The sequence below is a fragment of the Aquabacter sp. DMC10 genome, assembly GCF_056314145.1.
The window spans coordinates 176,177-196,575 of record NZ_JBQUYX010000010.1 but is presented as its reverse complement, the minus strand read 5'-3'; the positions used below and the strand labels follow the sequence as shown (position 1 = coordinate 196,575).

The window sequence follows — 20,399 nt, the reverse complement described above, 5'->3', positions numbered from 1 at the left end:
ATGGACAAGCCGCTTTCCGCGCCGCCTGGCGCCCGCTCCCTCACCCGCCGCACGGCGCTGGCCGCCACATTGGGCCTCGCCCTGGCCTTCGGCGCGGCGCCGGCCGTCGCCGAGACTTATCCCTCCCGGCCCATCAAGTTCCTGGTGCCCTTCTCCGCCGGCAGCGCAACGGATACGCTGGCCCGCGTGCTCGCCCAGAATGTCTCGGCGAGCCTTGGCGCGTCGGTGGTGGTGGAGAACGTGCCCGGCGCCAACGGCCAGATCGCCGCCTCGCAAGTGGCCCGCGCCGCGCCCGATGGCTACACCATCCTCATCACCTCCAACTCCACCCACGCCTCCAACCAGGCGCTCTACAAGAAGCTGAGCTATGACCATGTGAAGGATTTCGAGCCCATCTCGAAGCTCGGCTCCATCACGCTCGCCCTGGTGGTGAACCCCTCGGTGCCGGTGACCACCGCGCAGGAGTTCATCGCCTATGCCAAGGCCAATCCCGGCAAGCTCACCTTCGGCGCCGGCTCCGCCTCCTCCCGCCTTGCGGTGGAGATGCTGAAAAGCCAGGCCGGGGTCGACATCCTCTATGTGCCCTACAAGTCCAATCCCCAGGCGGTGACGGATCTGCTCGGCGGTCAGGTGCAGGTGATGTTCGCCGACATCTCCACCACCTTGCCGTCCGCCCGCGCCGGCAAGCTGAAGGCGCTGGCGGTCTCGAGCGCTGAACGCTCCTCGCTCGCCCCCGACCTGCCCACCATGCGTGAGGCCGGCCTCAAGGACTATGAGCTGACCGCCTGGTTCGCCGCCTTCGCCCCGGCCAAGACGCCGAAGGACATCATCGACACCCTCGACAAAGCCTTCATCAAGGCCATGGGCGAAAAGTCCGTCCAGGACACGCTGATCGGTGCTGGCATCGAGCCGTCCTCCTCCACTCCTGCGGAGCTTGCGGCGTTCGTCGCGTCCGAGACCAAGAAGTGGGCGGAGATCACAAAGGCAGCCGGTATCGAGCCGGAATGAGAGCAACGGGTCGTGTCGATGGGCCGGTGGGATTTGCAAAGTCCGTCGGCCCACCTCCCGCCTTTCCTCCCGCGCCCGCCGCGCCTATATGGCCGGCATGAGCCATCTCCTGTTTGATCGCCCCCTGCTGCGCCGGCGGCTCGCCCGCGCGGCGCGGCTCGGCCCCGCCGACTTCCTGCTGGACCGCGTCGCCGAGGATCTGGCGGACCGGGTGATGGCGGTGCGCCGCACCTTCTCCCGCGCTGTGGACCTGGGTACGCCCACCGATGCCGTGGCGCGAGCGCTGAGCGGCGCGCCCAATGTGGAACAGGTGTTCCGCGCTGCGCCCCTGGAGCTGGGGCTTCACAGCGCCTGTCCGGCCGTGGTCGCGGACGAGGAGTCCCTGCCCTTCGCCGATGGGGCGCTGGACCTGGTGGTGTCCGCCCTCGCCCTCCAGCATGTGAACGACCTGCCGGGCACGTTCGCGCAGGTGCGCCGGGCGCTCAAGCCGGACGGGCTCTTTCTCGCGGCCATCGTGGGCGGGACAAGCCTCACCGAATTGCGGGAGGCCTTTGCCGCCGCCGAGACCGAGGTGACGGGTGGCCTCTCCCCACGCGTGGCCCCCTTCGCCGATGTGCGGGACCTGGGCGGGCTGTTGCAGCGGGCGGGCCTCGCCTTGCCCGTGAGCGACACCGAACGCCTGACGGTGCGCTATTCCAGCCCTTTCACCCTGTTTGCGGACCTGCGTCGCATGGGCGCCACCAACGCGCTGCTGGAACGCCGGCGCGTGCCATTGCCGCGGACGGTGCTGCTGCGGGCGGCGGAGATCTATGCCGAGCGTTTCGCCGACCCCGACGGACGCGTGCGCGCCACGTTCGAGATCGTCTGGCTCTCGGCCTGGGTGCCCCATGAGAGCCAGCAGAAGCCGGCCCGCCCCGGTTCGGCCCGCATGCGCCTCGCCGATGCGCTGGGCACGGTGGAGCTGAAATCCGGCGCCCGGCCCGACGAGACCGACTGAGGCCGGCAGCCCGCACGGCCACGCTGTCCTCACTTTGCCCCAACGTCACGTCAGCCTTCATGCGGAGTGGCCCTTGGACGGTGCCGCAGCGCCGACGGGACGAGGCACATCATGGGTGAGGAACGACAGGCCAAGGTCCGCATCGGGGACAAAGACTATCTCATCGTCTCGGACGATGATTACCTGGCCTATGTGGAGCGGGGCTTCGAGCCGGACACCGTTCGCCTGCTGAAGGTGCTGATGCGCCCGGGCGACACCGTGCTGGACGTGGGCGCCAATATTGGCTGCACCGCCATCCTGTTCGGCGAAACCGCCGCGGCCGTCCACGCCTTCGAGCCCTCCCCCACCACCTGCTCCTATCTGACCCGCAACCTGGCGGAGGCGGGCCTTTCCCATGTCCACGCCCACAATTACGGCTTGGGCGTGGAGACGCAGGAGACCACGCTGACCTTCTCGCCCAGCAACCGTTCCGGCGGCTTTGTCTCGGACCAGACGCAGGCGGGGGCGGGCCATACGGTCGAGACCATCCGCATCCGCACCTTGGACGAGGTGCTTCCGGAGCTTGGGATCCACACGGTGGATTTGATGAAGATCGATGTGGAAGGCGTGGAGGGCCAAGTGCTGAGCGGCGCCGCGCACACCCTGGCGCAGCATCGCCCCCTGGTGACGGCGGAACTGAACCACTGGTGCCTCAACGCCTTTCAGCGCGTGTCCGTCCCCGAGTTCTTCGACCAGTTGCGCGCCACCTTTCCCATCCTCCTTGCGGTGGACGGGAACTCCTATCTGGACCTCAATGATGACACCGAGCGCTACACGGTGATGTACCACCACATCCTGCACATGCGCTTTCCCAATGTGGTGGGTGCCTATGACGAGGCCCAGCTGGTATCCTTGCGCGCCTGCCTGACCCACGGCTTTGCGGGCTGACGGCGTTCCGGGATCACAGGGCGGAGGGGGTGTCAGCCGCCATACTTTTCCAGAAAGGCGTGAACGGTCAGCTGGCGGAAATCTTCCAGGGCCGCGCGCAGGCGGAGATGCTCCCAGTCCCACCAGGCGAGCGCCATGAGCCGCTCGGCCACATCCTCGGGAAACCGCCATTTGATGACCTGTGCCGGCACCCCGCCCACAATGGCGTAAGGCGGCACGTCACGGGTGACCACAGCGCCCGCCGCCACGATCGCGCCGGTACCGATGGTGCGGCCGGGCAGGATGATGGCGCCATGGCCCACCCACACGTCATGGCCCATGCGCACCGGCTGCTCTCGCCGCCACTGGAAGAAGCCCAGCTCGTCCTCCGCATCGTCGAAATAGGCCGAAGCGCGATAGGTGAAATGGGACTGGCTCGCCCGCCACATGGGGTGATTGCCGGGATTGGTCCGCGTCATCGCGGCGATGGAGCAGAATTTTCCGATCTGGCTGTAGGCCGCCTCGGCGTCCGCTGCGATGTAGGAATAGTCCCCCATCTCCACCTCCAGCAACTTCGTGCGCGCCCCCACTTCCGTATAGCGCCCGAGCTGGCTCAGCTTGACCTGGGCCGAAGGATCAATGGTGGGGGCGACGCCGAGTTTCTTCATGGGACGGCCTCACAGTGGATGGAGGGGCGCACGGGCCAATTGGCGAAAGCGCGCGCCCGGCGCCTCCTGCCGGAACAAGGCGAGGTCCTCCACCCGCAGCGGCAGATGTGCGCCGGAGGCGGCGAAGGCATCGGCAAGGGTGTTCTGCACGTGGACGGCGGCATCCGCCTCCAGCGAGCCGGACAAGGTCATGTGGAAGCGGAACTCTTCCATGACATAGGGGTAGCCATAATCCTCCAGCAGCCGCATCTGCCGCTCGGACAGCCGGTCCGGCCGACGCTTGGCGATCTCGCCCGCCGTCAGGGGTGCGCGCAGATGGTCAAGCTGCACCACCAGCTCGGCGGCAAGGTCATTGAGCACGGGGGTGGGCGCGGAAGGCACCAGCGCAACGAAACTGCCGATGCCCTTCACGTCCAGCGGCGGCAGCTCGAAGGCGTGGCAGCGGCCGGCAAGCTCTGTAAACGCGGCGATCACATCCGTCTCGGACACCCCCTCTGCCAGGCGGAAGGGCGGCTTCAGTGTGCCATGAAAGCCGTAAACACGAGGCTCGGCGGTCAGCTCCCGCCAGGATTGGGCGTCGAAGCCCGCCAGATCCAGCGGGGGAAGATCTTCCCCGGTGACGGCATCATAGCCGACCACACGGGAGCCGAATTGCCAGAGGGCGCTGTCGGGCGAGGGGGCGAGATAGACGGCATAGCGCGGGGCCACGTTCCTCTCCACTTCGGTTCGTCATCTCTCGCCCGGCGGGCCGGGCGGCGCGACCGGTGCCGGACTGCTATAGCTCCCCGCGCATCGCCGTGCGAGCGCGCCACTCAGAACACCCGCTCGCCCCGGACATAGACCTCCCGCACCACCGGCGTTTCTTCCACCATGCGGAAGCGCAGGAGATCGGCGCGCAGGCCGGCGGCAAGACGGCCGCGATCGGACAGGCCGGCCATCTTGGCGGGCGCGCTGGTCACCAGAGCAAGTGCGCGCGGCAGGCCGATGCCTGGTGAACGGCCAAGCTTGGCCGCGGCCTGAAGGAGGCTTGCGGGAACGTAGTCGGAGGCGAGCGCATCCAACAGGCCCTCCGCCATGAGATCCTTCATGGCTACGCCCCCGGAATGGGACCCGCCCCGCACCACATTGGGTGCCCCGCCGATGGTGGTGAGGCCCTCCGCATGGGCGGTCCGAGCCGCCTCGACCGTGGTGGGGAACTCGGAAATGGTACAGCCGGAAGCCTTGGCGTCCAGCACATGTTCGGGCAGCGTATCATCATGGCTGGCAAGGACGATGCCCGTGCCGGTCAGCAGTTGAACCATCTTCCTGTGATTGTCCCGCACCGCCGCGCGTCCGCGCTCGGTGCGCTCCTGCAGCTCGATCTCCACGTCCTCGGCGGTCTTGCCAATGCCCAGGAGAAAGGTGCGCAGGTGCTCCAGATTGCGCCATTGCCGCGCACCGGGGGTGTGGTCCATCAGCGAAGCCAGAGTCACCACCGGACGGGAAAGTTGGGGGGCCACCAAGTCCACCACGCCGGGATCGGTCAATTCGCACCGCAAATGAATCTGGTGGTCGGCCCGGAACAGCGCCCGGTTGGCCTCCACCGCATCGAGCATGAGGGAGAACAGCTCGCGCCGGACCGATTTGGCCTGGTCGAATCCCCCCGCTGAAATGGCGTCATAGACGGTGGTGACGCCGGCGGCCACCACCTGCCCGTCATGGGCGAGCGCCGCCGCGCGGGCGTCCGGCCAGATCACCTTGGGCCGGGGCACGAAATGGCCTTCCAGCGCGTCCGTATGCAGGTCAATGAGGCCGGGGGCCAGGATGTCGCCCGCGCAGTCCCGGACATCGGAACGCGCGCTGAGGCCCTCGGCCACCTCCGCGATGACGCCGTCGCGCACCACCAGCGTTCCCGGCACCAGCCGGTCGTCCAGGGCCAGGATGGCGTTGGTGTAGATGACTTCCATCACGGTCTTCTCGGGTCTTGGGGAGGCGCCGAAGACGCGCTTTTGCCTGCAGGCGGCTCCCTTGTCACGCCCGCATGACGACAAGGTGACGCTGCTCAGGCCGGTGGCGTCGGCTTGACGACCTTGTAGAGCTGGAACCGCGCGCCCTCGAACACGGGCTCCAGGCGCTCGGGATCGGGGTTGATGTCTCCCGGCTCGGTGAACAGCAGATAGACATAATCGAAATGCTGGGGCCACAGGTCCCAATAGCGGGGCCCATCGGGGCTCACATCGTCCGCGGTCAGCAGCATCTGCTCCAGGGTGGGCGGGTTGCCATCCTCAGTGTCGACGAAATCGCGATAGGGCGGCCGCACCCGCAGGATCTGTTTGCCGGCCACATTGAAGACGGTGGGAATCAACGCCGACTTCTCGATGATGGCGAGGCAGGCCGCATGGACAAGGCCAAGGTCGGTCACGTCATTGCCGCCGCGCGGGTCCGAATAGACCACCAGCACCCGCGCGCCTCGGTCGATCTTCTCCACCGAGGCATCGAACGCGCCGGTCCAGCGGGACAGGCGGTCCCACACCACCTGCACCTCGGCGACACGGATGGACAGGAGGATGATGAGCACCACCCCAAAGCCGCGCCGCGCCAGCCGGTGGCGCAAGTCCACCTGGATGCACGCGATCACCATGAAAGCCACCGCGATGGGCAGGCGCTGGTCCGCCATATAGGTGGCGAACACCGTGCGCGGCATGGCCATGTAGACGATGCCGGAGACGATCAGAAGCGGCCACAGCAGCGGATGGAAGCGCAGCAGGCGATGCTGGCTCGCCCATGCGGCCGCCAGCACGATCACGGCGGTGAGTGCGAAGGCCACATGGTCGTAATAGACGTTGACGACGAACTCGATGCCTTCAAGCTTGCCGCGCGGCTCCCAGTAATTCTGACCCGACAAGCCCCAGGTGGGGCTCATCAGGAGCATGGGTCCAACCGGAAGGAAGGGCAGGCCGGCGGCCACGAAACGCACGAGGCGGGGCTGCAGCGCCTCGCGCCGGTCGCGCACCAGCACCCACAATTCATAGGCCAGTAGGCCCATGCCATAGATGCCCACCGACACCAGGTGGCAGAAGAACAGGGCGATGACGAAGCCCACCGCCACCGGATAGCGCCACAGGCTCTGGCGCAGGAGGATCCAGGTGGTCAGCGCCAGCAGCGCGAGGCCGATGCCGAACACATAATTCATCACTCCGATCAGGAAGACCGAGTTGTAAAGCAAGGGAAAGGCCAGCAGCGGGATGGCCGACCACTGGCCGAACAGGGCCCGATGGAGCGCGAGCGTCCCGAAGGCAATGAGCGCGAAGCATAGGAGCGTGTAGATCTCCCCCGCTACGAACACATTGGTCACCCGTTCCAGCACGGGGACGATGAGGTCCATCATCAGGTTCGGCAGCACCGACCATTCGAGCGTGTAATAGCGCGCGAGGATCGGATCGGACTTCACCTGCGCGATGATGTACATGCGCGAAAGGTGGTTCACATAATCCGACAGCGGCGGAATGGGGTGCGTGACGATCGGGATCGAGACGATCGCGAAGCACAGAAGGAACAGGAGCGCGATGCGCGAGGGACGCAGGTCCAGGGCGCGGCGGACAGGCTTCGGCGTGGTCATCGGCGATGGGTCTACCTGGAGAGCAGGTCCCGCATGCGGGATTCAGCCAGCCTAGAGCGGCTCAAATGTGGTGGATCGGAGGCAGCGCTGCGCACCCTACCCTTGGGGAAATGACGCCCGTAAGGCGCCGACGCAGGGAAGGCCATTCAACTTTCACCATTCATGCTCTAGAAGCGAGCCGCCCCGCACCAACAGGACGCACTCGGACATGAGCGAGCAAGACCCGGCAGGCGAAGCGCAAGGCCAGCTCCTGGCCGAAGTGCTCACCAAGGCCCTCCCGTACATGCAGCGGTATGATGATTCCATCGTCGTGGTGAAATATGGCGGCCACGCCATGGGCAATGAGATCGGAGCCCGCACCTTTGCCGAGGACATCGTCCTGCTGGAACAGTCCGGCGTGAATCCGGTGGTGGTGCACGGCGGCGGCCCGCAGATCGGCGCCATGCTGTCGAAGCTCGGCATCAAGTCGGAATTCGCCGCCGGCCTGCGCATCACCGACAAGGCCACGGTGGAAATCGTGGAAATGGTACTCGCCGGCTCCATCAACAAGCAGATCGTGGGCTTCATCAATGCCGCCGGCGGCACGGCCATCGGCCTGTGCGGCAAGGACGGCAACATGGTGGTGGCCCGCAAGGCCAGCCGCGTGGTGACCAATCCCGACGGCAACAGCGAACAGGAAGTCGATCTCGGCTTCGTGGGCGAGCCCGACCGCGTGGACACCACCGTGCTCGACCAGATCCTGGGCCGCGAGCTCATTCCCGTGCTCGCCCCGGTGGCGGCGGCCGAGGATGGCGGCACGTATAACGTGAATGCCGACACCTTTGCCGGTGCCATTGCCGGCGCCCTCGGTGCCAAGCGCCTGCTCATGCTCACCGACGTGCCGGGCGTGCTCGACAAGAACAAGAACCTCATTCCCAGCCTGACCATCACCGAGGCGGAGCGCCTGATCGCCGACGGCACCATTTCGGGAGGCATGATCCCGAAGGTGGAAACCTGCATCTATGCCCTGGAGCAGGGTGTGGAAGGCGTCGTCATTCTCGACGGCAAGGTGCCCCACGCGGTGCTGCTGGAGCTCCTGACCGACGGGGGAGCGGGGACGCTGATCACCCGCTGATTCGACCTGCGCGCTTAGCGTGGGCTCTAAAGCATGACGCGCCGCAGTCCCTGCGGCGCGTTTTCTTTGACCGCGTGCGGCAAAACCTCCGGCCCGGCCCGGTATGACGCTGCGACGCTTTGATGCTACATCCGCCCGCCCCTCGCGTGGATGTCCTTATGACCGAAACCCCTTCTGCCGCTTTTCGCGAGGTCGACACCTGGGTGTTCGACCTCGACAACACGCTCTATCCGGCCCGCCATGACCTTTGGAGCCAGATCGATGCGCGCATGCGCGATTACATCGCCGGCCTGTTGGGCCTCAGCCTCGACGAGGCCTTCAAGCTCCAGAAGGATTATTATCGGCGCTATGGCACGTCCCTGCGAGGTCTGATGATCGAGCACGGCATCGAGCCCGACGCCTTCCTCGACCATGTGCACGACGTGGACCTGTCCCGTCTTGATCCTTCGCCGCGGCTTGCCGCCGCCATCGAGGCCCTGCCCGGCAAGAAGCTCGTCTACACCAACGGCTCCGAGCGCCACGCCCGCAATGTCCTGTCCAAGCTGGGCATGGATCAGCACTTCGTGGCGGTGCATGACATAGTTGCGGCGGAATTCCACCCCAAACCCACGCCAGAGGCCTATGGGAGGTTTCTTGATGCCTACGGGGTGGACCCCACCCGCGCCGCCATGTTCGAGGATCTGGCGCGCAACTTGGAGGTTCCCCACCGGTTGGGCATGGTGACCATCCTGGTGGTTCCACCCGGAGAACGGCTGGAGACGCGGGAGGCCTGGGAGTTCGAGGGCAGGGAGGATGCCTATGTGGATTACATCACGGAGGACCTTGCCGGATTCCTCGAGCAAGTGGGCGCATAAGGAGTGGGGTTCGATTGGCCATTACGCCTGAGGCGTCCGCGACCGGACAGCCCCTGTCGATCGCCAAGGAGGCGCCTTGCGGTGCCTGGATGGAGCTGGTCCACCACCCGCTCCTGGCCATTGACCCACAGGCACGCAGCATCCTTGCTGCGAACGGTGCTGCACGCGCCCTTCTGAACCTACCGCCAGCGGGCGGAACTGCGTTGCCTTCGCTCGAAACGGTCCTGGGGCCCTGGGCGGTGGTGCGCCTGTCCGCCCATGTGCAGACGCGAGCCCCCGGACATCGGCTCCTGCTGCCGATCGAGGGCCAGGGGGCACCCACCGTCCTGGCGCTGCGCCATGCTCCCCTCCCCGCGCCCATAGAAGGCCACCTTCTGACCCTGGAAGCGGCCGCGGGGCATGTGGAAGGGGATGCGCGCGGCTGGGGTGAGCTGGCACAGGACGTGCTCGCCGGCTTGCCCGTGGGCCTGAAGATCTTCGACCTCGACTTCAATCAGGTGTTTTCCAACGCCGTCTCCGACGACATGTTCGCCCCGCCGCCTCCCGGGTCCCGCCTGCATCTGGAGGATTGGTGGAGCCAGGCCTTTCCCGACGAGGATGCGCGCCGCCGCGCCATTGCCGAATGGCGCCATCGCCTCTCGCCGCCCCGTCTCCAGGCCAGCACCTTCTCCCAAACGGATTGGGATGTGCGCTACCGCGACGGTGCGAGCCGCACCCTCCAGTTCCGCCCTCCCAACCAGTTCGCCCAGGCGGATTGGGACGTGCGCTGCCGTGACGGCTCCACCCGCACCATCCAGTTCCGGTTCGGCTTCATCGACGAACTCTATGTGATGGCCTATTGGGACATCACCGCGCGCCGGCGCATGGAGGAGGAGCTGCGCCGGCTCGCCGGCACCGACGCCCTCACGGGCCTCGGCAACCGCCGCATGTTCATGGAGCGCAGCGAAGCGGCCTTCCACCACGCCTTGCTGGCGGGGACACCGCTTTCGGTGCTGATCTTCGACATGGACCGCTTCAAGTGGATCAATGACCGCCACGGCCATGCAGCCGGCGATGCCGTGCTGCGGGAAGTGGCGTCGCGCTGCCGGGCGGAGCTGCGCCCCCATGACGTGTTCGCCCGCCTCGGCGGCGAGGAATTCGCCATTCTCATCGCCGGAGCGGACCTGGAGGGAGCGGAGCGCGTAGCCCATCGCCTCGCCCGTGCCATCGCCGCCTCGCCGGTGGAAACGCCCGCCTCGCCCCTTGAGGTGCGCGCCAGCTTCGGCGTCGCCGGCCTGACCGCCAACGATGCCACCCTCGAAACGGTCATCGAGCGGGCCGACAGGGCCCTTTATCTCGCCAAGGCGCGGGGCCGAAACATGGTGGTCGTCGCCGACGGCACCGAATCCGCCTGACCGCCCCGCCCACCTTTCTGCCGGCATGCTCATGACACACCACATCCGCCCCCTCACCGCCGCCGAGGTGGAAACCGCCGTTGCCTGGGCCGCGCAAGAGGGATGGAATCCCGGGGCTGGAGATGCCGGCGCTTTCCTCGCCCAGGACCCGCAGGGCTTCCTCGGCCTGTTCGAGGGCGAAGTCCTCGCCAGCGTCATCTCGGCTGTGACCTATGGGCCGGCCTTCGGCTTTGTGGGCTTTTACATCTGCCGCCCGGACCTGCGCGGACACGGGCTGGGCCTTGCGGTCTGGAATGCGGCCATGGATCGGCTGGGCGATCGCGTCGCGGGGCTGGACGGCGTTCTGGCTCAGACCGGCAATTATGCCCGCTCCGGCTTCATCCTCGCCCACCGCAACATTCGCTTTGGCGGCCTCCCACTGGCGGCCGGAGCAATGGCGCCCGGTATCGCGCGGGCGGAGGCGCGGCACGTTCCTGCGCTCATGGCGTTTGACCGTCGCCATTTCCTGTTCGACCGACCCTGCTTCCTCTCCCACTGGCTCCGGCCGGTCGAAGGGGGCGCCTTCGTGGCCCATGTCGGCGGAGAGATCTCCGGCTATTGCGTCGTCCGGCGCTGCGTCAGCGGGCACAAGATCGGCCCCCTCTTTGCACCGGACGCGGCCACGGCCTTTGCCCTTTATGAAGCGGCCTGCAGCCATGCAGGAGCGGTCGCCCCCCTTGAGCCGATCTTTCTCGACGTGCCCGAGCCCAATGCGGCCGGCTGCGCCCTGGCCGAGGACGCCGGTCTTTCGCCCGTCTTCGAGACCGCGCGCATGTATCGTGGCGCCGCACCGGCCTTGCCCCTGGCGCGCATCTTCGGGATCACCAGCTTCGAGCTCGGATGAGCCTCGACGGGACGCCGGACCTTATGTAAACCCAGCTTACATAACCGGGACCCGAACATGAGCTGGTCGAAATCGGACCGAGAGGGCACGCGCGGCTACCACCACGGCAACCTGAAGGAAGCCCTGGTGCGGGCCGCGCTGGACCTCATCGGCGAAAAGGGTCCTGGCGGCTTCACCTTCGCGGAGGCCGCCCGCGCGGCCGGGGTGAGCCCCGCCGCGCCCTATCGCCATTTCCGGGATCGCGACGATCTCATGGCCGAAGTGGCCCGGCGCGGCTTTGCCGCCTTTGCCGATGCCCTGGAGGCCGCGTGGGACCGGGGACGGCCTGATCCGCGCACGGCGCTTGAGCGGCTGGGGCGGGCCTATCTGGCCTTCGCGCGCACCCAGCCCGCCTTCTATGCGGCCATGTTCGAGGCCAATGTGCCGGCGGACGCCACGCCGGAAGTTCGGGCGGAAGGCGATCGCGCCTTTGGCGCCCTGCGCAGCGCCGCGGAGGCGGTCGTCACCACCTTGCCCTCCCGCCCCCCGGCCATGATGCTGGCACTGCACATTTGGTCCCTGGCCCATGGCATCGCCGACCTGTTCGGGCGCGGCGACAAGGCGCGGCGAAGCCTGCCCATGTCGGCGGAGGACCTCTTGGAAGCTGGCGTGCTCGTCTATCTGCAAGGCCTCGGCGCCGACCCCCGCCGCTGAAATTTTCAAAAGCCGACGCCCGACACTGGGAGACGCCCTTGACAGGACGCGGACCTGGGACCATTTATGTAAATGTTATTCACATTCACGCCGAAAGGGTTCGCCGTGACACTCGTATCGAAACTGGATGGCCTCGGCTCCGGGGCGTGGATCGCGCTGGCGGTTCTCGGCTTCGTGTTCTGGTGGCCCGCAGGTCTCGCGGTCCTCGCCTTCACCCTGTTCTCGGGGCGCGTCGGCTGCGGCCATCGCATGGCCCGCTGGCAGGAGAAAATGGATCGCATGTGCGGAGGTGGCCGTGGGCCGGGCCCCGGCGGCTTCTGGAGCCCCCCCTCGTCGGGCAACCGGGCCTTTGACGAATATCGCTCCGAGACGCTGCGGCGCCTCGAGGAGGAGCAGAAGGAGTTCAAGGACTTCCTGGAGCGACTGCGGATGGCCAAGGACAAGGCCGAGTTCGACCAGTTCATGGCCGAACGCCGCCGCACCGGCCGCGCCAGCGACCAGCCCGAGGCACCCCAGCCCCAGGACTGAGGCTCCGGCCTCCTGAACGGAAAAGACCGCCGGCCTTGGGGCCGGCGGTTTCTTTCTTGGTTGAGCCTTGCTCGCGCGCCGTCCGGCCGCGCCTCACTCCGCCGCCTGCGCCTCCGGCCGGGCCGCGGGCGGGGCGCGGAAGCGGGCCAGGAGGTCGGCTTCCTCCGCCTTGGCGGCGGTCAAGTGACGGACCTTTACATGGCCGTAGCCGCGGATCTTAGCGGGGATGGAGGCCAGCGCCACGGCATAAGCGTGGTTGTCAGGGGTCAGCGCTCCCATCAGCTCCGCCACCAGCTTCTCGTAATCCTTAATCAGCGCCCGCTCCGTCCGGCGCTCCTCGCTCCACCCGAAGATGTCGAGCGGCGTGCCGCGCAGCGCCTTGAAGCGCGCGAGCCAGGAGAAGCCCTTCATCATGCGCGGCCCGAACCGCATCTTGCGCGGCTCGCCGGTGACCGGATCAGGCTTGGCGAAGATCGGCGGGGCAAGGTGGAACTCGTAGGAGAGGTCGCCCCCGAAGGCCGCTTCCACCTGACGCTGGAAGGCGCCATCGGAAAAGAGCCGGGCCACCTCATACTCGTCCTTATAGGCCATGAGCTTGTAGAGATTGCGCACCACCGCCTCTGTCAGCCCGGACCGGCCGGGGGCGCGGGCCGCCTCGGCGGCCCGCACCTTGTCCACCAGCGCCTTGAAGCGGGCCGCGTAGCGGGCGCTCTGGTAGGCCGTGAGGTCGGCCACGCGACGTGTGATCATCTCCTCCAGGGAGGTTGAGAGCACGCGCGCATCGGAGGTGGGCGCGGAGGTTCCGATGGCAGCTTCCACGCGGGCCGAATCATGGGCGGCGCGCCGGCCCCACAGGAAGGCGGCCTGGTTCATGGCCACCGCCTCGCCATTCAGCTCGATGGCCTTGAGGATGGCCTCGGCCGACACGGGCAGGCCGCCGAACTGATAGGCATAGCCCACCATGAAAATGTTCTGCGCCAGCGAATTGCCGAACAGGCCGGTGGCGAGGCGGCTGGCCTCGATCAGATGGGTGTTCTCCTCGCCCGCCGCCGCCGCGATGGTGCGTTTGATGCGGGCGCTGGGGAGGGAATAGTCGGCATTGCGGGTGAAGTCGCCGGGCAGCACCTCGTGGGTGTTCACCACCACCAGGGTCTTGCCGGGCTTCACCGCCGCCAGCACCTTCTTGGTGCCCGCCACCACCAGGTCGCCGCCCAGGATGAAGTCCGCCCCCCGCGCGGGAATGCGGATGGCGGTGATCTCCTCTGGCGTATTGGCGAGGCGGATATGGCTGTAGACCGCTCCGCCCTTCTGGGCGAGGCCGGCCATGTCGATCATGCCGCAGGCCTTGCCTTCCAGGTGCGCGGCCATGCCCAGGATGGCGCCAATGGTCACCACACCCGTGCCACCGACCCCTGTGGCGATGACGCCATAGGTGCCTTCAATGGCGGGCAAGTTGGGCTCCGGGAGCTCAGGCCAATCCCCAGCGCCCGCCGCCGCGCCCGCGCTCTTGCGGGGCTTGGCGCCGTGCACCGTCACGAAGGACGGGCAGAAGCCGTTAACGCACGAAAAATCCTTGTTGCAGGAGGACTGGTCGATCTCGCGCTTGCGGCCCCACTCGGTCTCCAGCGGCTGCACGGACACGCAATTGGACTTCACGCCGCAATCGCCGCAGCCCTCGCACACCCGCTCATTGATGATGACGCGCTTGTCTGGGTCCGGAAACTGACCGCGCTTGCGGCGGCGGCGCTTCTCGGAGGCGCAGGTCTGGTCATAGATGAGGGCGGTCACGCCGGGGACGGTGGCCAGCTCCCGCTGCACCTTGTCCAGCTCATCCCGGTGATGGATGGTCAGCCCGTCCGGCCATTTGATGCCGGCCGGATACTTTTCCGGCTCGTCCGTCACCACCACCACCTTCTGCACGCCTTCGGCCGCCACCTGCTGGGCGATCATGGGCACGTTCAGGTTGCCGTCATGGCGCTGGCCGCCGGTCATGGCCACCGCATCATTGAACAGGATCTTGTAGGTGACGTTCACCTTGGCGGCCACGGAGGCGCGCACCGCCAGATAGCCGGAATGGTTGTAGGTGCCATCGCCCAGGTTTTGGAACACATGCCCGCGCTTGGAAAAGGGCGCCTCGCCAATCCAGTTGGCGCCTTCCCCGCCCATCTGGGTGAAGCCCGTGGTCTGGCGATCCATCCACTGCACCATGTAGTGGCAGCCAATGCCCGCATAGGCACGCATGCCCTCGGGCACCTTGGTGGAAGTGTTGTGCGGGCAGCCGGAACAGAAATAGGGAATGCGGGTGGCCACGTCGCCGGTGGCGGCGAGCACCCGCTGGGCTTCCTCCAGCTCCGCCACGCGGGCGGCGATATCGGGAATGTCGCCATAGGCGAGCAGCCGCTTGCCGAGCGCGATGGCGATGTCATTGGGATCGAGCGCGCCCTTCACCGGGAACAGCCAGCGGCCCTGCTCGTCCTTCTTGCCAATGCAGACTGGCTGGTTGGCGGTGCCGTACAATTCCTCGCGCACCTGCACCTCGATGAGGGAGCGCTTCTCCTCCACCACCATGATGAGGTCGAGGCCACGGGCGAAATCCTGAAGGCCCTGCGTCTCCAGCGGCCAGGGGCAGGCCACCTTCCAGATGCGGATGCCAAGATCATTGGCGCGCACCTCGTCGATGCCCAGCTCATCAAGAGCCAAGCGCACATCCAGGTAGCTCTTGCCCACGGTGGCGATGCCGATGCGCGGGCGGGCGCCGCCGGAGGTGATGAAACGGTTGAGCCGGTTGGCACGCAGGAAGTGGATGATGGCGTCGCGCTTGTATTCCTGGAGGCGCTCCTCCTGCGCCAGCGCGGTGTCGCCGAGGCGGATGTTCAGGCCGCCGGGAGGAAGTGTGAAGCCCGCGAGGTCGGCGAGCGCCACCCGATCGAGGCGCCCATCCACAATGCCGGTGGATTCGATGGTGTCCTTAACCGCCTTCAGGCCGACCCACGCACCGGAGAAGCGGGAGAGCGCCCAGCCGTAAAGGCCGTAATCGAGGATTTCTTGGACGCCCGCCGGATTGAGGACGGGGATCATCACGTCGACGAAATGGAATTCGCTCTGGTGGGCGGTGGTGGAGCTTTCGCAGGTATGGTCATCGCCCATGAGGGCGAGCACGCCGCCATGGGGCGAAGTGCCCGCATTGTTGGCGTGGCGGAACACATCGCCGGAGCGGTCGACGCCCGGGCCCTTGCCGTACCAGAGGCCGAAGACGCCGTCATACTTGCCTTCGCCCCGCAACTCCGCCTGCTGGGAGCCCCACAAGGCGGTGGCGGCCAGATCCTCGTTCAGCCCGCTGTGGAACAGGATGTCATTGGCTTTCAGCACCTTTTCGGCGCGCAGGAACTGCTGGTCGAGGCCGCCCAGCGGCGAGCCCCGATAGCCGCTCACATAGCCGGCCGTGTTGAGGCCCGCCCGCCGGTCCCGCTCCTTCTGCATCAGGGCAAGGCGCACCAGCGCTTGGGTGCCGGAAACGAAAACCTCTTCTTTTGCGAGGTCATATTTGTCGTCGAGCGAGACAGGCTTCAATGCCATCAGGGCCTCCCGACGCGGCGCCATGCCCGCGCCTCCCGGCTTGGGCGAGGTGCCGCGCCGGTTTGATCTGCCTCAAGGCTGACACGGAGTGCCGCACCTCGCAATTTCGTTGTTTGGAAGGGTTGTGAAATGAAATTGCCAAAAAAGAAGGCGTGACGCACTTTGGTGCATTGCAACACGGCAGGCGCAGGCATTGCCAGCTCACGTCGCACAGCATCCCTCCTTGGCCAGGGGACGCCAAGAAGTAGAGATGATATAAAAAAATCCACTCTTCGCTTCGTTACGAAATCTATCTCCAATTTCGATGCAATGAAAGAAAGTAAAATACAATTATTATGGCGCCCCTCACCCAAAATTTCAATTTTTTCAACATTAGAACAGAAACTATATATTAAACATTTGGACGCGCGGCACTCTGAAAAGATGGCACGGGCATGGGATATTTCCTTGGCCCAACCAATCAAGTGACGGAGCACATCATGAACGATAAAGTGACGGCGTTCCTCGCCGCTGCGAGGGCTCAGCCGGATTTGGCCAATAAAATTCAGGCCATCTATGGCGATGCCGCGGCCACCGTGGCGGCTCGCTTGTCGGAACTGTCGCAGGACACCCCCTTTGCCTTCGGCCCGGAAGAGATTCTCAACCACGGCGGCCTGTCGGACGACCAGCTGGACGGTGTCAGCGGCGGGGCCGGGGTCAGCAAAGTCGATTATCACTATGAATATACAGGCTCCGGCCCCAAGACTGCGCCGGGCGGCCCTTTCGACATTTTCGGCGCGATCAACAATTTCAAGTTCCGCTGACGACACCCTTTGGCGCACCGCGCTAAGAAAACCGCGGGGCGATGCACGCTCGCGCCGGGCAGAAGCGGGCGAGGGCGGGCCATAACCTCGTACCGCCCACTTTTCCGAGATCGCCCGAGCGGGACCGGATCTGCGGATCCGGTCCCTTCTCTTCAGAATGCTCTTTTCAGACCACAGTTGCCTTCATCCAGGACAGGTCCTCGCCCTGCCGCAGGTCCAGAACCTCGCATCCATCGTCCGTCACCGCGACGATGTGCTCCCAATAGGCGGCCGGTGCCCCATCAAGGGTCACCAGGCTGGTCACCTCATTATCCAGGAACCCGATCTCGCCAGTACCGGAGGTCAGATAGATCTCCACGCTGAACGTCATCCCCTTCTTCAGGATGCGCCCGTCATTGAGGCCGCCGACCTTCCACGGGATGAACCAGCCATCATTGTGTTCCCGGCCGATGCTGTGGCCTACCGCGGGGAAGGTGTGGATGATCCGAAAACCATGCTGTTCGGCATAAGCATTGGCGGCAGCGGCCAGATCATTGACCGCCACGCCGGGCCGGATCATGCCGATCACCAGCCACATGACCTGAAGGCTTGCGGCATAAAGGCTGGTGATGAGGGGCGATGCATCGTCCCCCACGATCCAACGGCGCGCGGTGTCGCACGACCACCCGTCTTTTCGGGCGCTGACATCGATGCCGAACAGATCACCGGTCTGCAGTGTGCGGTCATCTGCGGGCGCATTGGCGACGATGTCGTTCAATGCGTAGCTGGCCGCGATGAGATCGGTGTGTGCCAGCCCGCTCCCCTCTGTCTTCACCGCCAACCGCACGATTTCCGCGCCATAGCGTTCGGTAATCAACTCGTGCATCAAGCGATCGATCTCGGACAGCCTGGCGCCGGACATGATGTGGGGCGAGATCCGCTCCAGCACATGGGCACCGATTGCGCCCGCCGCCTTCATCTTCTCGATTTCTTCGGAAGACTTTTCGCTGATCTGTTGCCACTGCGGACCATCGAAGAGCTTCTGGATATCCGCCATTTTCTCTTTCGACATAAACGGAACGCCGTACCGCATGTTCACATTACTCATCGGGGCACCTATGCAGCAGTGAGGAGCTGCCTTATGGGCGCGGCGCATTATGCAAAGATGAAGCTTTGCCGCCGACCGGGCGTTCCTCCCCAGCTGTCCGCGGGAGCAGTGGCTTTTCCTCGACTTTCCCAGCGGGACGCGGCTTATTGGGGCCGGTTTGATCGCCACAGGCGTGGTGCCATGGGGGGCTTGGCCTCGCCCAATCGGGCCGGCCCATCTCCGCCTTGATGGAGGACATGATGAGCAAGGTGTCCCAGTTTCTCGAATCCGCCAAGGCGCAACCGGAGCTTGCCGGCCAGGTGGAAGCCATCTTCGCGGAGGCTGCCACCACTCTCGCCGCACGGCTGTCCGCTCTGTCGCAAGGCACGGCCCATGCCTTCGCGCCGCAGGATGTGCTCGGAGCCCGCCCCCTGGACGACGGCCAGATGGAGGGCGTGCCCGGCGCCGGCATTTTCGACGGTGTGAACTATCAGGGTTTCGTCGACCTGATGATGTCCCGCAAGTGAGCCTGACCGATCGGGTGCGCCGAAGCGCCCGATCGGTCCCTCTGTCTTGGAACCGAGGCGAGCGGACCGTGAAGATTGCTTCGCCCCGCGATCCACCAGGCGCCGAACGCCTCCAGTCTAGCCTGGCAGCAGGCGTTCGCTGGCGAGGTACCCGGTCAACAGCGCCAGGCCAAAGCCCATCACCAGGAGGGCGGCCAGAAGCTCCACCGCCAGAGTCATCATGGCCGCACGGGGACCGCCGAAGCTGGCAATCCCCACCGCTGCCCTTTTGCCATAGACCGCCAGCGCGGCGATGGCCGAGACGGTGATGGCGGTGCCCATGCCCATGGCGAAGACCGAGATCACCCCGCTCCACGGGACGCTCTGGGCAAGCGCGAAGGTGAGCACGAGGATCGCCCCCGAGCAGGGCCGGGCACCTGCCGACACCACTGCGATCGCGGCGCGCCGCCAGCCCCCACGACCATCCAGCAGATGCGGATCGGGGGCATGCTTGTCCACGCAGCCGCAATCCGGGCCATGCACATGGTCGCCCGGATCACCCCGCACAAGTCGCAGCAGGCTGCGTCCCTTGGTGATGGCCAGCCATGCGCCGAACACGGCGATGCCGCCATAGGCCGCGATCTCCACCATGTTCATGGCATTGGCCATGGAGACGGCGGTGGCGCCGAACAGGACCGCCAGCACGCCGACGAACAGAATGGCCGCACAGGCCTGGACGAGGGCGGACGCGAAGGCCAGGCCGATGCCTCGGCGCAGCGTGCCGCCATCCGCGAGGAGATAAGAGGAAATCACCGCCTTGCCGTGGCCGGGGCCGGCGGCATGGAAGATGCCGTAGAGGAAGGACAGCCCCGCCAGCAGCTTCACCGCATTGCCATCGGCCTTGGCCGCGCGCACCGCCTGGATGAGGGCGCGGTAGAATTCAGACTGCTTGGCGAGGATGAAACCGGTGAAGCCGGACGGCGCCGCCGACGGAGCACCGAGGCCGAAGGGGGACGCTTTCGGTCCGGCCTGGCCGAAGCCTTGTGCCGCAACGGATCCCGCATGGGCATCCAGGGCAAGAAGCACGGCGATGAGGAAAGCGACGAGAAGGGTGCCCCGCAGGGCCATGGCGCGGGGGGCCCTCACGGGCACTTCACCGTGACCTTGTTGGCAAACTGCGCGCCATAGGTGCTGGACGCCGTCAAGTCGGTGAAGAAGCTCTCGGACAATTGCATGGTCTGGGGCTGGTTGGGCACCACCACCTGCGACGTGCAGCCGGCCGGCGCGCCCGCCAGGGCCACCGGATCCTTATCGGCGAAGGTGAAGGAGACGAAATAAGTGGGGTCGTAAATGTCGAAGCTCATGATGCCCTTGGCAGGAGCCGGCTTCGTCAATGGGAGGATGAAGTGCAAGGTCAGCATTTCATTCTCATACGTTAGATAATAGTCGACGGGATCCTTGAAGGCGAGCTTCGCCGTCGCGTTCTTGGCCTTGACGAAATAACCGTATTCCTTGAGCGAGGTGACGTTTACCTCGGCCAATGGCTTCAGAACCTTGTCGGGATAGGAGCCATCCTTGTTGCGCTCCAGGCCCTGGAGGGCAAAGGCGGTGAAGGCCTCGTCGAAGGTCCAGTCCTGCTTCAGCCCGGTGACCATGCCGTCCGGGCCGTACATGACCTGCGTCTGCATGGTCACCCAGACATGGGGATGGGCAAGCGCACTCCCCACCGAGCCGAACACGGCCAGCATGGCGCAGGCGAGGAGGCGAAGGGAACGCGGAATCATGGCCACACCTTTCAGACGCCG

At 66.0% G+C, this 20,399-nt stretch carries 19 protein-coding genes; 11 read left to right on the top strand and 8 right to left on the bottom strand.

Features of this window, described 5'->3' with window-relative positions:
- The 3 genes from ACT54L_RS23490 (at nucleotide 1) to ACT54L_RS23480 (ending at nucleotide 2,932) form a co-directional block, all read left to right on the top strand.
- Nucleotides 1-1,008, top strand: coding sequence for a Bug family tripartite tricarboxylate transporter substrate binding protein (locus tag ACT54L_RS23490; protein WP_476088082.1), 1,008 nt, complete (start codon nucleotides 1-3; stop codon nucleotides 1,006-1,008).
- A 97-nt stretch (nucleotides 1,009-1,105) separates the two neighbouring features.
- Entirely contained in the window at nucleotides 1,106-2,005 is a 900-nt protein-coding gene (locus ACT54L_RS23485; protein ID WP_476088081.1) for a methyltransferase domain-containing protein, read from the top strand.
- A gap of 111 nt (nucleotides 2,006-2,116) precedes the next feature.
- Nucleotides 2,117-2,932 (top strand): FkbM family methyltransferase, encoded by an 816-nt coding sequence (locus ACT54L_RS23480; RefSeq protein ID WP_476088080.1) that lies wholly within the window; start codon nucleotides 2,117-2,119, stop codon nucleotides 2,930-2,932.
- A 32-nt stretch (nucleotides 2,933-2,964) separates the two neighbouring features.
- Here the strand turns inward: ACT54L_RS23480 and ACT54L_RS23475 are convergent, their stop codons facing one another.
- The 4 genes from ACT54L_RS23475 to ACT54L_RS23460 form a co-directional block, all read right to left on the bottom strand.
- Nucleotides 2,965-3,579, bottom strand: a complete 615-nt coding sequence (locus ACT54L_RS23475; RefSeq protein WP_476088079.1) for an LbetaH domain-containing protein — start codon at nucleotides 3,577-3,579, stop codon at nucleotides 2,965-2,967.
- Between the two features lie 9 nt (nucleotides 3,580-3,588).
- Complete coding sequence (locus ACT54L_RS23470) at nucleotides 3,589-4,287, bottom strand: DUF1045 domain-containing protein (RefSeq protein ID WP_476088078.1); 699 nt, start codon at nucleotides 4,285-4,287, stop codon at nucleotides 3,589-3,591.
- Between the two features lie 104 nt (nucleotides 4,288-4,391).
- Complete coding sequence (locus tag ACT54L_RS23465; protein ID WP_476088077.1) at nucleotides 4,392-5,525, bottom strand: alpha-D-ribose 1-methylphosphonate 5-triphosphate diphosphatase; 1,134 nt, start codon at nucleotides 5,523-5,525, stop codon at nucleotides 4,392-4,394.
- Between the two features lie 95 nt (nucleotides 5,526-5,620).
- Nucleotides 5,621-7,177, bottom strand: a complete 1,557-nt coding sequence (locus tag ACT54L_RS23460) for a hypothetical protein (RefSeq protein ID WP_476088076.1) — start codon at nucleotides 7,175-7,177, stop codon at nucleotides 5,621-5,623.
- A 208-nt stretch (nucleotides 7,178-7,385) separates the two neighbouring features.
- On the opposite strand from ACT54L_RS23460, the gene argB reads away from it, so the two are divergent.
- The 6 genes from argB (at nucleotide 7,386) to ACT54L_RS23430 (ending at nucleotide 12,643) form a co-directional block, all read left to right on the top strand.
- Entirely contained in the window at nucleotides 7,386-8,291 is a 906-nt protein-coding gene (argB, locus tag ACT54L_RS23455; RefSeq protein ID WP_476088075.1) for an acetylglutamate kinase, read from the top strand.
- A gap of 158 nt (nucleotides 8,292-8,449) precedes the next feature.
- Nucleotides 8,450-9,145 carry a pyrimidine 5'-nucleotidase gene (locus ACT54L_RS23450; protein ID WP_476088074.1) on the top strand — a complete coding sequence of 232 codons (696 nt, stop codon included), beginning with the start codon at nucleotides 8,450-8,452 and terminating at the stop codon, nucleotides 9,143-9,145.
- A 203-nt stretch (nucleotides 9,146-9,348) separates the two neighbouring features.
- A complete protein-coding gene (locus ACT54L_RS23445) occupies nucleotides 9,349-10,539 on the top strand; it encodes a GGDEF domain-containing protein (protein ID WP_476088073.1) in 1,191 nt (396 codons plus the stop codon).
- 31 nt (nucleotides 10,540-10,570) lie between these two features.
- Nucleotides 10,571-11,422, top strand: coding sequence for a GNAT family N-acetyltransferase (locus ACT54L_RS23440; protein ID WP_476088072.1), 852 nt, complete (start codon nucleotides 10,571-10,573; stop codon nucleotides 11,420-11,422).
- Nucleotides 11,423-11,479: 57 nt separating this feature from the next.
- Nucleotides 11,480-12,115, top strand: coding sequence for a TetR/AcrR family transcriptional regulator (locus tag ACT54L_RS23435; protein ID WP_476088071.1), 636 nt, complete (start codon nucleotides 11,480-11,482; stop codon nucleotides 12,113-12,115).
- Nucleotides 12,116-12,220: 105 nt separating this feature from the next.
- Nucleotides 12,221-12,643: a DUF2852 domain-containing protein gene (locus tag ACT54L_RS23430; RefSeq protein ID WP_476088070.1), complete on the top strand. Its 423-nt coding sequence runs from the start codon at nucleotides 12,221-12,223 to the stop codon at nucleotides 12,641-12,643.
- A 93-nt stretch (nucleotides 12,644-12,736) separates the two neighbouring features.
- On the opposite strand, the gene ACT54L_RS23425 is transcribed toward ACT54L_RS23430, so the two are convergent.
- A complete protein-coding gene (locus ACT54L_RS23425) occupies nucleotides 12,737-16,219 on the bottom strand; it encodes an indolepyruvate ferredoxin oxidoreductase family protein (protein ID WP_476088069.1) in 3,483 nt (1,160 codons plus the stop codon).
- A gap of 479 nt (nucleotides 16,220-16,698) precedes the next feature.
- Between ACT54L_RS23425 and ACT54L_RS23420 the strand changes: the two genes are divergently transcribed.
- Nucleotides 16,699-17,022, top strand: a complete 324-nt coding sequence (locus tag ACT54L_RS23420) for a hypothetical protein (protein ID WP_476088068.1) — start codon at nucleotides 16,699-16,701, stop codon at nucleotides 17,020-17,022.
- 166 nt (nucleotides 17,023-17,188) lie between these two features.
- Here ACT54L_RS23420 and ACT54L_RS23415 read toward each other — a convergent pair whose 3' ends face one another.
- Nucleotides 17,189-18,109 (bottom strand): M24 family metallopeptidase, encoded by a 921-nt coding sequence (locus ACT54L_RS23415; RefSeq protein WP_476088067.1) that lies wholly within the window; start codon nucleotides 18,107-18,109, stop codon nucleotides 17,189-17,191.
- A gap of 239 nt (nucleotides 18,110-18,348) precedes the next feature.
- On the opposite strand from ACT54L_RS23415, the gene ACT54L_RS23410 reads away from it, so the two are divergent.
- A complete protein-coding gene (locus ACT54L_RS23410) occupies nucleotides 18,349-18,615 on the top strand; it encodes a hypothetical protein (RefSeq protein WP_476088066.1) in 267 nt (88 codons plus the stop codon).
- A gap of 117 nt (nucleotides 18,616-18,732) precedes the next feature.
- Here ACT54L_RS23410 and ACT54L_RS23405 read toward each other — a convergent pair whose 3' ends face one another.
- Nucleotides 18,733-19,740, bottom strand: a complete 1,008-nt coding sequence (locus tag ACT54L_RS23405) for a nickel/cobalt transporter (RefSeq protein ID WP_476088065.1) — start codon at nucleotides 19,738-19,740, stop codon at nucleotides 18,733-18,735.
- On the bottom strand, nucleotides 19,737-20,378 hold the full coding sequence (locus ACT54L_RS23400) for a DUF1007 family protein (protein ID WP_476088064.1): 642 nt from the start codon (nucleotides 20,376-20,378) through the stop codon (nucleotides 19,737-19,739). Before ACT54L_RS23400 ends, ACT54L_RS23405 begins: the two co-directional genes overlap by 4 nt.
- Between the last annotated feature and the right edge of the window lie 21 nt (nucleotides 20,379-20,399).

What these genes read in the sequence shown, in the direction of transcription:
- argB (WP_476088075.1), top strand. Translation starts at nt 7,386, where the DNA reads ATGAGCGAGCAAGACCCGGCAGGCGAAGCGCAAGGCCAGCTCCTGGCC.
- ACT54L_RS23475 (WP_476088079.1), bottom strand. Translation starts at nt 3,579, where the DNA reads ATGAAGAAACTCGGCGTCGCCCCCACCATTGATCCTTCGGCCCAGGTC.
- ACT54L_RS23460 (WP_476088076.1), bottom strand. Translation starts at nt 7,177, where the DNA reads ATGACCACGCCGAAGCCTGTCCGCCGCGCCCTGGACCTGCGTCCCTCG.
- ACT54L_RS23415 (WP_476088067.1), bottom strand. Translation starts at nt 18,109, where the DNA reads ATGAGTAATGTGAACATGCGGTACGGCGTTCCGTTTATGTCGAAAGAG.
- ACT54L_RS23485 (WP_476088081.1), top strand. Translation starts at nt 1,106, where the DNA reads ATGAGCCATCTCCTGTTTGATCGCCCCCTGCTGCGCCGGCGGCTCGCC.
- ACT54L_RS23425 (WP_476088069.1), bottom strand. Translation starts at nt 16,219, where the DNA reads ATGGCATTGAAGCCTGTCTCGCTCGACGACAAATATGACCTCGCAAAA.
- ACT54L_RS23465 (WP_476088077.1), bottom strand. Translation starts at nt 5,525, where the DNA reads ATGGAAGTCATCTACACCAACGCCATCCTGGCCCTGGACGACCGGCTG.
- ACT54L_RS23400 (WP_476088064.1), bottom strand. Translation starts at nt 20,378, where the DNA reads ATGATTCCGCGTTCCCTTCGCCTCCTCGCCTGCGCCATGCTGGCCGTG.
- ACT54L_RS23435 (WP_476088071.1), top strand. Translation starts at nt 11,480, where the DNA reads ATGAGCTGGTCGAAATCGGACCGAGAGGGCACGCGCGGCTACCACCAC.
- ACT54L_RS23420 (WP_476088068.1), top strand. Translation starts at nt 16,699, where the DNA reads ATGAACGATAAAGTGACGGCGTTCCTCGCCGCTGCGAGGGCTCAGCCG.
- ACT54L_RS23440 (WP_476088072.1), top strand. Translation starts at nt 10,571, where the DNA reads ATGACACACCACATCCGCCCCCTCACCGCCGCCGAGGTGGAAACCGCC.
- ACT54L_RS23480 (WP_476088080.1), top strand. Translation starts at nt 2,117, where the DNA reads ATGGGTGAGGAACGACAGGCCAAGGTCCGCATCGGGGACAAAGACTAT.
- ACT54L_RS23490 (WP_476088082.1), top strand. Translation starts at nt 1, where the DNA reads ATGGACAAGCCGCTTTCCGCGCCGCCTGGCGCCCGCTCCCTCACCCGC.
- ACT54L_RS23450 (WP_476088074.1), top strand. Translation starts at nt 8,450, where the DNA reads ATGACCGAAACCCCTTCTGCCGCTTTTCGCGAGGTCGACACCTGGGTG.
- ACT54L_RS23410 (WP_476088066.1), top strand. Translation starts at nt 18,349, where the DNA reads ATGAGCAAGGTGTCCCAGTTTCTCGAATCCGCCAAGGCGCAACCGGAG.